Raw genomic sequence first — 12,631 nt, 5'->3', positions numbered from 1 at the left:
TCTGCGAACAAGCCCTTAGAAATGAATCTGTATGCCTGTGCATAGCTTTTATAAGCTATTGATATTGATGGATTATTAGCAAGCTTAAAAACGTCGGCAAATTTGGTGCGCGAAGTTGAATCGGATATAAAGTATTCAGCAATAACAAACAAATGAGTGTCTCCTTGGCTGACCAGGACAACAGCACCCCTTCAGGCGGGCTTCCGTCGGACATCAAGCCGGTCTCCATTGTCGATGAAATGAAGCGCAGCTATCTCGATTATGCCATGAGCGTGATCGTGTCGCGTGCGCTTCCGGATGTCCGGGACGGCTTGAAGCCTGTGCACCGGCGCATCCTCTATTCGATGCATGAAAATGGCTATGAGTGGAACAAACCCTACCGCAAGTCGGCCCGTGTGGTCGGTGACGTTATGGGTAAATACCACCCGCATGGTGACAGCGCGATTTACGATGCCCTGGTTCGTATGGCGCAGGACTTTTCCCTCCGTCTGCCGCTGATCGACGGGCAGGGGAACTTCGGCTCCATCGACGGCGATCCTGCCGCGGCGATGCGTTACACCGAGTGCCGTCTTGAGAAGGTGTCTCACCGGATCCTAGACGACATTGAAAAAGACACGGTCGATTTTCAGGAAAACTACGACAACTCGGAATCTGAACCGGTTGTCCTGCCGGCAAAATTTCCAAACCTTCTGGTCAATGGCGCTGGCGGCATCGCGGTCGGTATGGCGACCAATATTCCGCCGCACAACCTCGGTGAAGTGATCGACGCGGCCATCGCGATCATGGAAAACCCGGCCTTGAGCCTGGAAGAACTGATGCAGATCGTGCCGGGTCCGGATTTCCCGACCGGTGCGATGATCCTCGGGCGTGCAGGTATTCGCAATGCCTTTGAAACCGGCCGCGGCTCGGTTGTCATGCGGGCGAAGGTGGACACTGAAGAGATCCGCAAGGACCGTTGGGCGTTGATCGTTTCGGAAATCCCGTATCAGGTCAACAAGTCCACGATGATCGAAAAGATCGCCGAGATGGTGCGCGACAAGCGCGTCGAAGGTATCTCCGACATCCGCGACGAAAGTGACCGTTCCGGCATGCGGGTGGTCATCGAGCTGAAACGCGACGCGGTGCCGGATGTTGTGCTGAACCAGCTTTACCGCTTCAGTCAGCTGCAGACGTCTTTCGGCGCCAATATGGTCGCGTTGAATGGCGGCAAGCCGGAGCAGATGAACCTCTCTGACATGCTGAAGGCCTTTGTGTCCTTCCGCGAAGAGGTGATTCAGCGACGGACCCGTTTCCTTCTCCGGAAATGCCGCGATCGCGCGCATATCTTGGTTGGTTTGGGCATCGCCGTTGCCAACATTGATGAGGTTATCAAGCTGATCCGGGCCGCGCCCGATCCGGCGACAGCCCGCGCCCAGTTGATGGAACGGAACTGGCCGGCCAAGGACGTTGAAGATCTGATCCGCCTGATTGATGACCCACGCCACATGGTGCAGGAAGACGGCACCTACAAGCTGTCGGAAGAGCAGGCCCGGGCCATTCTGGATCTCCGCCTGCAACGCCTGACCGCGATGGGCCGGGACGAGATCGAGGAAGAGCTGAATAAGATCGGCGCGGAAATCTCCGATTACCTCGATATCCTGCGCTCGCGTGCGAGAATCCAGGAAATCGTCCGCAACGAGATGCTGGAGATCAAGGAAGAGTTCGCAACACCGCGCCGGACCGAGATCGTCGAAGGCGGACCGGACTTCGACGAAGAAGATTTGATCCAGCGCGAAGACATGGTCGTGACCGTGTCTCACGGCGGATATATCAAACGCGTGCCGTTGGCGACTTACCGGGCACAGCGTCGGGGTGGCAAAGGCCGCTCTGGTATGGCGACCAAAGAGGAGGATTTTGTTACCCGCCTCTTTGTTGCCAACACGCATACACCGGTGCTGTTCTTCTCTTCTCGCGGCATTTGCTACAAGATGAAGGTTTGGCGCCTGCCGCTTGGAGGACCAACGTCCCGCGGTAAAGCTCTGGTTAATATGCTGCCGTTGGAGCAGGGCGAACAGATCACCTCAATCCTGCCACTGCCGGAGGATGAGGAAAGCTGGGCAAACCTCGATGTGATGTTTGCAACGGTGCGCGGCACAGTCCGGCGGAACAAGCTGTCCGACTTCGTCAACATCAACCGTAACGGTAAGATTGCGATGAAGCTGGAAGACGGCGACGGCATTGTTGGTGTCGACACCTGTTCTGAGCATTCCGATGTGATGCTGACCACCAACTTCGGTCAATGCATCCGCTTCCCGGTCACCGATGTTCGTGTCTTTGCTGGCCGGAATTCGGTTGGGGTGCGCGGCATTCGGTTGGCGGATGGCGACCGCATCATCTCCATGCAGATCCTGCACCACATTGATGTGGATGCAGAAGAGCGGGCTGCTTATCTCAAACTCTCCCGGGCGATGCGTGGTGAAGCGGATGAGAATGCCGGTGGTGCCGATGAAGATGGCGTTGTTGCCGGTGAACTCTCGCAGGAGCGCTATGCGGAAATGAGCGCGGCGGAGCAGATCATCCTGACCATCTCGGAAAACGGCTACGGCAAACGGACGTCATCCTTTGAATACCGGGTTACGGGCCGGGGCGGCAAAGGCATCACTGCAATGGCCGTCAATGACCGGAACGGTGGATTGATTTCCTCGTTCCCTGTTGAAGACAGCCATCAGATCATGCTGGTGACCGATGGCGGGCAGCTTATCCGTTGCCCAGTTGATGGTATCCGGATTGCCGGCCGCGCGACCCAAGGTGTGATTGTCTTTAAGACCGCGAAGGATGAAAAGGTCGTCGCCGTCGAAGGCATCTCTGAAGTCGACGAGGATGAAGAGCTGGAAGAGGGCGCCGAAGGCGAAGCGCAAGAAGATGGCGCGCCCGAGAACAGCGATGGATCTGACGACGGGGACGGTGGAGAAACACCGGATAGCTCCTCAGGATCTGATGAATAAAATTGTTTTTGGGCGGCATTTCAGGATTTGAGAGGCCGCCCAATTTCTTTGCGGGCTATTGTTTGACGCATGAGACACGTCAGCTCTCTGCTACTCCTGCAAGAATTCCCGGCATATCATGAGCGCCCAACCAGCTTTCAGACGATGAGTGAGGCACCTGTGTGCAGAGGCTTTTGCAAGCCAGGACTGCCTTTAAGGCGCCAATAGCGACACTTTCATAGTTCTGCGCCAGATGAGACCCGGTCCATCCGGACGAACGGGGGCGGCGAATAGCAATTGTCTTGGTCATTTCAAGCTCCTTGTGAAGGCGCCTAAAGCGCTGATGTTTTGGTGGTGCAATAGTTTTGCCAAACGTGCATTTGACAAAAAACCAAACAAAAACAATGGCAAAGTGCGCGAAATGCGAACCAAGACCGATGTGGCAATTCTTCGATAAGTGAAAAGATTTCCCATTTTGCAAAACAGAATGTTCTTTTGAAATCGCGGCCATCAGGTCGGACAAACGAAAACAGCGGCCAGGGTGGAAACTGGGCCGCTGTTTTTCGTTTGGGGATATTTGTTTTGGAAGTCGGATTGATCAGTTGTTGGCCGGGTAGCGGGCCAGAATGGTTTGATTGACGGTCATCGGTTGTTTTTCAACCGTGACAAAAGAGACGGTACGGACCTTGGAAGCGCCGGTCAGTTCAGCGGCACATTTTGCGCTCCACGCACCCCAGGTCTGGTTTTTGCAGTCTTGAACGTCCGGGCCAGATTTGCGATCCGACTTGGAGGCGATCATGCCCTGGGCCGCTGGCATACCAGCTTCTTGAGCCTGAGAGGCGCTGCTGGCATTCATGCCGAACACTCCGGCAAGCAAAACAGTCAGCACTGCTAAAACAAAGATTGATGCCATTTTGACATGGGCAAACGGGTCCATCGCTTTTGCTTCTGTTGCAAAAGGTTGGTTGGTGGTGTGACTGCTCCTCATTGGTCCGGCTCCTGCTCTCGCCTTCGCTTTGTTGATGAGGCCACCTTGCCCGGGTTTAGCCAAGAAGAATGTGATTGCCGTCACAAATTGGTTGTCTTGCGAAAAAAGCGCATGCTTTGGCCAGATCGCTTGTGAAGCGCGTTGGGTCAGAGTATGGAAAGGCCATGACTCGTATCGCGCTTTACCCGGGTTCATTTGATCCGGTTACCAACGGCCACATGGATATCCTGCGTCAGTCCCTTGCGCTGGCGGACAAGGTGGTGGTGGCCATTGGCATTCACCCAGGCAAAACGCCGTTGTTTTCCTTCGAAGAACGGGTGGACTTGATTAAGGCCTCTGCGGCGTCGGAATTTTCTGCAGATGAGGCAAAACGGGTCGAAATCATCGCCTTTTCCGGCCTAGTCGTAAACGCGGCCCGTGAACATGGCGCGACCATACTGGTTCGAGGTCTGCGTGATGGCACCGACCTTGACTACGAAATGCAGATGGCCGGCATGAACCAGACGATGGCGCCGGACATTCAAACAGTCTTTTTGCCGGCATCTCCGACTGTCCGCCATATTACCGCGACGTTGGTCCGGCAAATCTCGAAGATGGGCGGAGAGATAAAGGACTTTGTGCCTGACCCTGTCGCCGAGCCGGTGCGCCAGCGGGCAAAACCGGGCCAAGTTTGACTGTAACCAAACCTTTGACGTGAACCGCAGGAGTTTCCAGTGTCACGATTTTTTGCAATCTTCGCCGTTTTGGCGTCTTTGATCATGTTGCCTGCAGTAAATGCGCAGGCTCAGGATCTGGAAAACACCCTTTATTTGGACCTGAAAGATGGCCGGGTTGAAATCCGTTTGCGTCCGGACATCGCACCCAATCATGTTGCGCGTATCAAAGAACTTGCCCGGGCCGGATTCTATGACGGCATCATCTTTCACCGCGTGATCGACGGTTTCATGGCTCAAACGGGTGACCCGACCGGAACCGGACGCGGGGGCTCCGACAAGCCGGATTTGAAAGAAGAGTTTTCCATTGCGCCGTTTAAACGCGGCACGCTCGGCATGGCCCGCTCTTCCAGCCCGAACAGTGCAAACTCGCAGTTCTTCATCATGTTCGCCAATGGCGACTGGCTGAATGGCCAATACACCGTGTTTGGTGAAGTCGTTAAGGGTATGGAACACGTCGACAACATCACCAAGGGGGAGCCGCCGGCAAACCCGGACAAGATCATCAAGATGCAAGTGGCCGCAGACGCCGGTTAACTTAGCAGACAATTCCAGCATTTTACGGAGACAAAAATGGCTGACTACAAAGACCCGGAAAACACATTGCTGATGGAAACAACCCAAGGGTCCGTTGTCATCGAAATGCGCCCGGACTTGGCCCCGAACCATGTTGCCCGCATCAAGGAACTGGTGCGTGAAGGGTTTTATGACGGCATCGTTTTTCACCGCGTGATCGAAGGTTTCATGGCGCAGACCGGCTGTCCGCATGGCACCGGCACCGGCGGATCGGGCAAGAAGCTGAAAGCCGAATTCAACGCTGAACCGCATGTCCGTGGTGTCTGTTCCATGGCGCGCGCGCAAGATCCGAACTCCGGTGACAGCCAGTTCTTTATCTGCTTCGGTGATGCGACCTTCCTCGATAACCAGTACACCGCATGGGGCAAGGTCATCGAGGGCATGGAAAACGTCGACAAGATCAAGCGCGGCGAGCCGGTTCAAAACCCGGACAACATCGTATCGATCAAGGTCGCTGCTGACGCAGCCTAATCGATAAGTGTTGAGTTAGAATTAGGCGTGGTTGCAGGTGTTGCAGCCGCGCCTTTTTGTTCCAGTGAGATAACGTCCTGAAACACAGACAAGCATTCGGGCCCGACATAAATACCGACCCGGGTCGTTTCCAAACTGTTTTTGGATAACTGATATTTCTCGCCACCAGGGGCATTTGAGAATTCTCTGCTGAATTTAACTGAATCGATTACCGCATAATCCACACGGCCAAGGCGCAGCATCTCCATCCCCTGATCGACAGTCTCTACAGGGATCAAGTTAGCGCCCGCGCGTGCAAAACCTTCAAACAACGGTGACCGGCCATAATTCCTCAGCACCGCAATGCTCCGGTCTTTGAAATAGGAATTCGCAGTCCATTCGAAATCTCCGTCGTCCTGTCTTCGAACCAGTTTGATTTCGATTGCCGTCTCACTAAACGGAATGAACGTCCTCTGCGCCCGATCGTGCGGAGGATAGAAAGAGGCGCACCAACTTCCTTGATTGACTGTCCGGTGAGCTCGGGCGGGAGGCAGCAGTTTTAGCCTAGGCTCGATATTAAGATTCGTGCGGTCCAACCAATCCTGCAATTGCAAAAAGGCGGTGCCAAAGCCGGGTGCTGATTTTGAAATGAACGGCGGATAGTCAATCGCGATTATATCTAGGCGTGTTGGTGGACGTGCATCCGCATATGTGGCCTTGAACGGCGTCAAAACGAAAAAGAATAAAATCCAAATCACCGGAGCGTGGATGGCAATTGGTCTTTGCATTCTGATTATTCCGGTGCGTACCAATAATTCTTGTAATCTGCTGAAGCCGAATTGTGCCAGAATTGTCGGTTCGACCCAAGCATATCATGGTCCTCATGTTGACGCCGCAACAGCTGAACGATAAGAGCGGACGCAAGCTATGGCTAAGCATTAAGTCCACCGCCGTATGCTCTACTCTCATCAAATGCGGTGTTTACACGAGCCACCATGCGCGTCGATCAGTTTGACTTTGACCTTCCCAATGAACGGATCGCGTTGCGGCCCATCCGCCCACGCGATGCCGCCCGTATGCTTGTAGTCCGGCCAGACAACGATCCGGTGTTAGGCGATCAGGGCGTGCGCGATTTGCCAAGCCTTTTAGAGCCTGGTGATGCACTGGTTTTCAACGATACCAAAGTAATCCCGGCTCAGCTGGAAGGAAAACGGCTGCGCGGTGATATCGAGGCCGGTATCGGTGCGACACTTCATTTGCGCTCCGGTCCGGATCGCTGGAAAGCCTTTGTGCGGCCGGCGAAAAAACTGCAGATCGACGACCTGGTTGTTTTTGAAGGCAATGGCACCCGTTTGACCGCGACAGTTGCCGAAAAGGCAGACGGGGGCGAAGTGCTGCTGGTGTTTGACCGTTCGGGCCCGGATCTGGATGTGGCGATCGCAGAAGTCGGCCATATTCCGCTGCCGCCTTATATCGCGCAAAAGCGCGGTGAAGATGCACAAGACCGGAAGGACTATCAAACCATCTTTGCCGAGAAGGACGGTGCGGTTGCTGCGCCGACCGCTGGACTGCATTTTACGCCGGATCTTCTGGATGCCATCAAGGCCAGAGGCATCGAGATGCACCGGGTGACCTTGCACGTTGGCGCGGGCACGTTTTTACCAGTTAAAGCGGACAGCACCGAAGACCACAATATGCACGCAGAATGGGGCGAAGTTTCCGAAGAAACAGCGGCCGCTCTCCAAGCCGTCAAAGCCCGGGGCAACAAAGTGGTCAGCATTGGAACCACGTCCTTGCGCATTCTGGAAAGTTCGGCACGGGAAACAGGCGTAATCGCGGCCTTTTCAGGAGAAACATCGATCTTCATCACGCCTGGCTACCGGTTCAAAGCGATCGATGCATTGATGACCAATTTCCATCTGCCGCGGTCGACGCTCTTCATGCTGGTCTCGGCGCTGTCTGGATTGGACACCATGCGGGCCGCCTATACCCACGCCATTGAAAATGAATACCGCTTTTACAGCTACGGTGACGCATCCTTGTTGTTCCCGGCAAAAGGCGCCGATCAGGACATGTCCTCATGACAGATACACAGAAGAAATTCGGTTTTAAGCTGATCGCGACTGATGGCCTGGCCAGACGCGGTGAAATCACAACACCGCATGGTGTGGTGCGAACCCCGGCCTTCATGCCGGTTGGCACGCAGGCAACCGTCAAGGCAATGTTCACCGATCATGTCCGGGAAACCGGCGCCGATGTTGTGCTCGGCAATACCTATCACTTGATGCTGCGGCCAACCGCAGAGCGCGTCGATCGTCTCGGCGGGCTGCACAAGTTTATGAACTGGCCGCATACGATCCTCACGGACAGCGGCGGCTTTCAGGTGATGTCATTGGCACAGTTGCGCAAACTGGATGAGGATGGTGTCCGCTTTCAAAGTCATATCGACGGCAGCAAGCACCACCTGACACCGGAGCGGTCGATCGAAATTCAGGGCCTTCTGGGATCAGACATCCAGATGCAGTTGGATGAATGCATCAAACTGCCGAGCCCGAAGGAAGAAGTTCAACGCGCCATGGAGCTGTCTCTGCGGTGGGCCGCAAGGTCGCGCGCACAGTTCGAATCCATGGGCGGGCCCAGCAAAGGGCAGGGGCTTTATGGCATCGTTCAGGGCGGCGATGTGCCGGATTTGCGTGTTCGCTCAGCCGAAGAGCTCGGCAAGATGCCGTTTGAAGGCTACTCGGTTGGCGGTCTCGCTGTGGGCGAACCGCAAGAGGTGATGCTGAAGATGCTCGACATCACAACGCCGGTGATGCCGGTCGACAAACCCCGTTATCTGATGGGAGTCGGTACGCCGGATGATCTTTTGGAGAGTGTCAAACGGGGCATCGATCAGTTCGACTGCGTGATGCCGACGCGCGCCGGGCGCCATGGTCTGGCCTATACGCGTTTCGGCAAGGTCAACTTGAAGAATGCCCGCCACCAGGACGATCCGCGCCCGCTTGATGAAGAAGCTGCTTGCCCGGCAACGAGCACCTACAGCCGCGCTTATCTGCACCACCTATTCCGCGCAGGTGAGGCACTGTCAGGAATGCTGCTGACCTGGAACAACATCGCCTATTACCAGACGCTGATGCAGGGTATGCGCGACGCGATTGAGGAAGGCCGTTTCGAAGATTTCTATGCCAAGACCAAGGAAGACTGGGCCCGCGGTGATATTGAAGCGCTCTAGAGCCGTCCCAAATACAACAATCAACCTCCACCCGCGACGGTTTTCGCCGTTTTATATTTCTGGACAATAGACTCAAGTGTGCCATCGTTATGTAGGTCAGCAATGGCACTTTCCAATCGGTCTCTCAATCCCACTGGCGCTTTCTTTGATATGACAAGATAGTGGTGGTAACTGTGGAACCTGGCGGGCAGCACTTCTAGCGGTTCATCCTTGAATTTCTCGCGAATTGTGCTGTAGAGACCTATGTCATGGAAATACACAAACTCGCCTCGTCCGACGATGAGTTTTTTCAAATTTTGATCGAGGGTTTGACCGCTAGAGTCGACATTTAACCCGCCTTGTTTTGATAAAAAACGTGCGGTGGCAGATCCGAAATTCGTAAGAATAGAGACGTTTCCTAACCTACGGATATCTCCAAATTCCTTTATATTTTGATGTTCACCTTTGCGAACTGCGACAACGTGATTAACCTCATAAAGGGGTGTTCGTATGTAATCGAACAAATCCGCACGCCTGGAGTTTTTTGCCATGCAGAAAAACACATCAATGGTTCCATTTGCGACCTCGACCTCAATTCGTTTGAGAGGGCGGAACTGATCTCCAGACGGTTTTCCAACAAAAGTGACGTCACCAAGTTTCTTTTCGACTGCATGTATTAGTTCGATGCACAAACCGGAAACTTTGTCTCCAGAGTCGATGTATTTTGGAAAGCTGTCTTGATAAACTGTAGTAACCTCGGTCGCCTGCACTCCTGAGGTTATCAGCATGCCACCGATGAAGAGACCAGCCTGAATGGCCGGTGTGATTGGGCGAAGTTTGTTCCACATGGAGCCCTCACATTGGATACTGAACAAGTTATGTCATGAATTTTCCATTTGATTTGATTTATGGTGTCAAAACAATTCTAAACGAAATGTAAATTCATTGATTGAGGGGAGGTAAATACTAAACGAATCGCATCAAAAACCTATAATTATTCAAATTTTTCTCAATGGATTTTGAGAAACGAACAAAAATACAGATAATTGTTTCATTTTACATTGATGATATAGTCTATCTGGTGCTTCAAATGGAAAGACGGGCGTGAAGTCGCCTGCTGGGGTGGCACTCATTTGGTGTTTCAGGGTTGGATTGTAACAGTACGCCCTTAACTGCCGTCAGGACTTTCTTCGATAGTCTTGTATTTCTTGATGATCGTGGCGAGGGTGCCGTCCTGGTTCAATTCCCGTATAGCCTTTTCCAATGTCTCCCTTAGGCCGTTTGGCGCTTCCTTGGAGACGACCAGATAGTGATAATAGCTCCGGAATTTGGCCGGAAGAACGTCCAGCTCCTCTTTCGGAAATTTCTGGCGGATCGTGCTGTAGAGCCCTATGTCATGAAAATAGACAAATTCACCGCGGCCCAGCAGTAACTTACGCAAATTGAGTTCCAAAGAATCTGCAGTCGCATCGACAGTCAAACCAATCTGGCTGTTTAGAAACCGTTCTGTTGCAGTGCCGAAATTTGTTAAGATGGTTGCCGATGTAAGGTCACGAATATCGTCCAGATTTTGAATGTCTACGTGTTCGCCGGAACGAACCGCGACCACATGATTGACTTCGTAGAGCGGCGTGGAAATGTAGTCGAATAGCTTTTCCCGTTTGCTGTTTTTTGCCAGGCAAAAGAAGACATCGATGTTTCCTTGTTCAATGTCTACCTGAATACGTTTCAGAGGCCGGAAGGCGTTGTCAGGTACCCCCTTGTTGACGACTTTCGAGCCGATTTTTGTTTCTACCGCTGCGATCAAGTCCATGCATAGACCGCCAAATCCACCGTCGGTTTGGATGTATTTCGGATAACTGTCCTGATAGAATGTCGTAATTTCTGCGGCTCTGAGCCCTGTCAGAGTCAGCAGAAGCTGCGCAAACACAACGCCTTTAATTAGGATCGCGGACTTCACCATCGGCCGTAATCTTCTGGGGCACGGTCCGCTGTGCGGGGAAGACTGTGTTTCAAGAGCGTTCAAATCCCGTCATTTGGTTTCGCTGGCTGAAGAGCCCGCATGACATTATCGGAATTTCGTCTCTGCCCGATAGCCCGTTACGCCGTATACGCGAACAAAAGTTTGCGGCCCGTTAAGCCGCAAAACCTTCGGATTTGGTCAAATAGCACCCGGAAATCCGCCAGCCGCCATCATTTTGCTGTTCAAAGGCATAAAGTGCGAGCCAGTTCTGGCCCTTTGGTCCAGTGACATAGACTTCCTGCGTCGGGCCGTATTTCGTCACTTTCGAACGGCCAAAAGTCACACTTTGGGGCTCATAGACTGGCCGGTAACCTTGACGGACCATCTCCATAAAGAATTCCGGCGTTTGGAATTTTTGTTGGAGCGAACGTGTTGCATATGAAAAAGCGGCCTTGGCATCGCCAGCGGCGAAGGCGCTCATTTGGTCTTTGATAATGGATTGAAACAGCGAGCTGTCTGTGCTGTCACTTGCCGAAGCGGGGCTAAACGACAAGCAGGCGCCCAACAGTGCGGCTGCTGCGATTTTTTGGAACTGAGAGGCTGCCATGATCAGTGTCTCCTTTCGCCAACATGATCAGTATACGCCTCCGAATCCTTTCTAGATTTTAAATGCCGAGAAATCCCCTGCGGAAAGTGGCGAAATAACTTAAAAATACTGAAAGTTATTACAGGTCTAATCGGAAATATGTGTCCAGAAAACAAAGAAAACCCGATTGTAAAAACACAACCGGCTTCCCTTAAGATTGGATAATTCTTTATTCAGCCGCAGCCGGTTGATCGATCATTTCTTGCATGAAAGGCAGGATTTCTTTGGCAAGTTTCGGATCGTCGAGGCCAAACGCTATGTTGGCGCTCAAAAAACCGGCTTTAGAGCCGCAGTCAAAACTCCGGCCTTCGAATTTGACTGAAGCAAAGGATTGCTCTTCCATGAGTTTGAGCATGCTGTCGGTGAGCTGGATTTCGCCGCCGGCACCAGTGGCCTGATTGGACAGCAAATCAAATATCTGCGGCTGTAGGATGTAACGCCCGGTGATCATTAGATTGGACGGCGCTGAGCCCGGAGCTGGTTTTTCGACCATGTTGGTGATCTTGTCCGCATTGCCGTTGATCTTGTCAGACAATTCCACAATGCCGTAGTTCTGCGTCTGGTCTTCCGGGACCTCTTCAACGGCGATGATGTTGCCGCCAGTGGTGTTATAAAGATCGACCATCTGTTTCAGGCAACTGACTTCCGATTTGATGATCACATCCGGAAGCAGGATCGCAAAAGGTTCGTCGCCAATGATATCGCGCGCGCACCAGATCGCGTGACCAAGTCCGAGCGGGGCTTGCTGGCGGGTGAAGCTTGTGGACCCCGGTACCGGGCGATGTTTTTCCAGAAGATCCAGGGCAGCTGTTTTGTTGCGGGACTTCAGGGTGTCTTCAAGCTCATAGGCGACATCGAAGTGATCCTCGATCACCTGTTTGTTCCGGCCGGTGACAAAAACGATATGCTCAATGCCGGCCGCCCGCGCTTCATCGACCACGTACTGAATGATCGGGCGGTCAACGATGGTCAGCATTTCCTTGGGGACTGCCTTTGTGGCCGGAAGGAAACGTGTGCCAAGCCCCGCGACAGGAAGAACGGCTTTGCGGATCGGTTTCGTCATATCTTTATATTCCAATTCAAACACATACTGCCAACCGGCCGAAGGAATTCCACGACGC

13 protein-coding genes are annotated in these 12,631 nt (G+C 53.1%); 6 read left to right on the top strand and 7 right to left on the bottom strand.

Translation table 11 applies throughout. From position 1 onward, the window contains the following. Nucleotides 1-152: 152 nt before the first annotated feature. A complete protein-coding gene (gene gyrA / locus FJ695_RS18390; RefSeq protein WP_141186798.1) occupies nt 153-2,984 on the top strand; it encodes a DNA gyrase subunit A in 2,832 nt (943 codons plus the stop codon). Nucleotides 2,985-3,063: 79 nt separating this feature from the next. Here gyrA and FJ695_RS18385 read toward each other — a convergent pair whose 3' ends face one another. Both FJ695_RS18385 and FJ695_RS18380 read right to left on the bottom strand, forming a co-directional pair. After that, nucleotides 3,064-3,273, bottom strand: coding sequence for a hypothetical protein (locus tag FJ695_RS18385; RefSeq protein WP_141186797.1), 210 nt, complete (start codon nt 3,271-3,273; stop codon nt 3,064-3,066). 288 nt (nt 3,274-3,561) lie between these two features. Continuing rightward, a complete protein-coding gene (locus FJ695_RS18380; RefSeq protein WP_141186796.1) occupies nt 3,562-3,951 on the bottom strand; it encodes a phosphopantetheine adenylyltransferase in 390 nt (129 codons plus the stop codon). Between the two features lie 164 nt (nt 3,952-4,115). Between FJ695_RS18380 and coaD the strand changes: the two genes are divergently transcribed. The 3 genes from coaD to FJ695_RS18365 all read left to right on the top strand — a co-directional run bounded on the left by coaD (nt 4,116) and on the right by FJ695_RS18365 (nt 5,711). Then, nucleotides 4,116-4,625: a pantetheine-phosphate adenylyltransferase gene (gene coaD / locus FJ695_RS18375; protein WP_141186795.1), complete on the top strand. Its 510-nt coding sequence runs from the start codon at nt 4,116-4,118 to the stop codon at nt 4,623-4,625. 84 nt (nt 4,626-4,709) lie between these two features. Further along, nucleotides 4,710-5,201: a peptidylprolyl isomerase gene (locus FJ695_RS18370; protein ID WP_141188804.1), complete on the top strand. Its 492-nt coding sequence runs from the start codon at nt 4,710-4,712 to the stop codon at nt 5,199-5,201. 36 nt (nt 5,202-5,237) lie between these two features. Continuing rightward, nucleotides 5,238-5,711 (top strand): peptidylprolyl isomerase, encoded by a 474-nt coding sequence (locus tag FJ695_RS18365; RefSeq protein ID WP_141186794.1) that lies wholly within the window; start codon nt 5,238-5,240, stop codon nt 5,709-5,711. On the opposite strand, the gene FJ695_RS18360 is transcribed toward FJ695_RS18365, so the two are convergent. Further along, a complete protein-coding gene (locus tag FJ695_RS18360; protein ID WP_141186793.1) occupies nt 5,708-6,478 on the bottom strand; it encodes a hypothetical protein in 771 nt (256 codons plus the stop codon). The genes FJ695_RS18365 and FJ695_RS18360 overlap by 4 nt on opposite strands. Before the next feature lie 207 nt (nt 6,479-6,685). On the opposite strand from FJ695_RS18360, the gene queA reads away from it, so the two are divergent. Both queA and tgt read left to right on the top strand, forming a co-directional pair. Continuing rightward, nucleotides 6,686-7,774 (top strand): tRNA preQ1(34) S-adenosylmethionine ribosyltransferase-isomerase QueA, encoded by a 1,089-nt coding sequence (gene queA, locus FJ695_RS18355; protein ID WP_141186792.1) that lies wholly within the window; start codon nt 6,686-6,688, stop codon nt 7,772-7,774. Continuing rightward, a complete protein-coding gene (gene tgt / locus FJ695_RS18350) occupies nt 7,771-8,922 on the top strand; it encodes a tRNA guanosine(34) transglycosylase Tgt (protein WP_141186791.1) in 1,152 nt (383 codons plus the stop codon). The genes queA and tgt overlap by 4 nt, the downstream gene beginning before the upstream one ends. 20 nt (nt 8,923-8,942) lie before the next feature. Here the strand turns inward: tgt and FJ695_RS18345 are convergent, their stop codons facing one another. From FJ695_RS18345 to galU, 4 genes are all read right to left on the bottom strand, one after another. Beyond that, the gene (locus FJ695_RS18345) at nt 8,943-9,749 is read right to left on the bottom strand and encodes an ABC transporter substrate-binding protein (RefSeq protein ID WP_141186790.1); all 807 of its coding nucleotides are present in this window, start codon (nt 9,747-9,749) and stop codon (nt 8,943-8,945) included. A 320-nt stretch (nt 9,750-10,069) separates the two neighbouring features. Further along, complete coding sequence (locus tag FJ695_RS18340) at nt 10,070-10,864, bottom strand: ABC transporter substrate-binding protein (RefSeq protein WP_141186789.1); 795 nt, start codon at nt 10,862-10,864, stop codon at nt 10,070-10,072. Nucleotides 10,865-11,036: 172 nt separating this feature from the next. Further along, on the bottom strand, nt 11,037-11,471 hold the full coding sequence (locus FJ695_RS18335) for a DUF4864 domain-containing protein (protein WP_141186788.1): 435 nt from the start codon (nt 11,469-11,471) through the stop codon (nt 11,037-11,039). 208 nt (nt 11,472-11,679) lie between these two features. Then, nucleotides 11,680-12,573 carry a UTP--glucose-1-phosphate uridylyltransferase GalU gene (gene galU / locus FJ695_RS18330; protein WP_141186787.1) on the bottom strand — a complete coding sequence of 298 codons (894 nt, stop codon included), beginning with the start codon at nt 12,571-12,573 and terminating at the stop codon, nt 11,680-11,682. Nucleotides 12,574-12,631 lie beyond the last annotated feature (58 nt).

It is taken from the genome of Labrenzia sp. PHM005 (assembly GCF_006517275.1).
Taxonomy (GTDB): Bacteria; Pseudomonadota; Alphaproteobacteria; order Rhizobiales; family Stappiaceae; genus Roseibium.
This window is presented reverse-complemented; position numbering and strand designations above follow the sequence as displayed.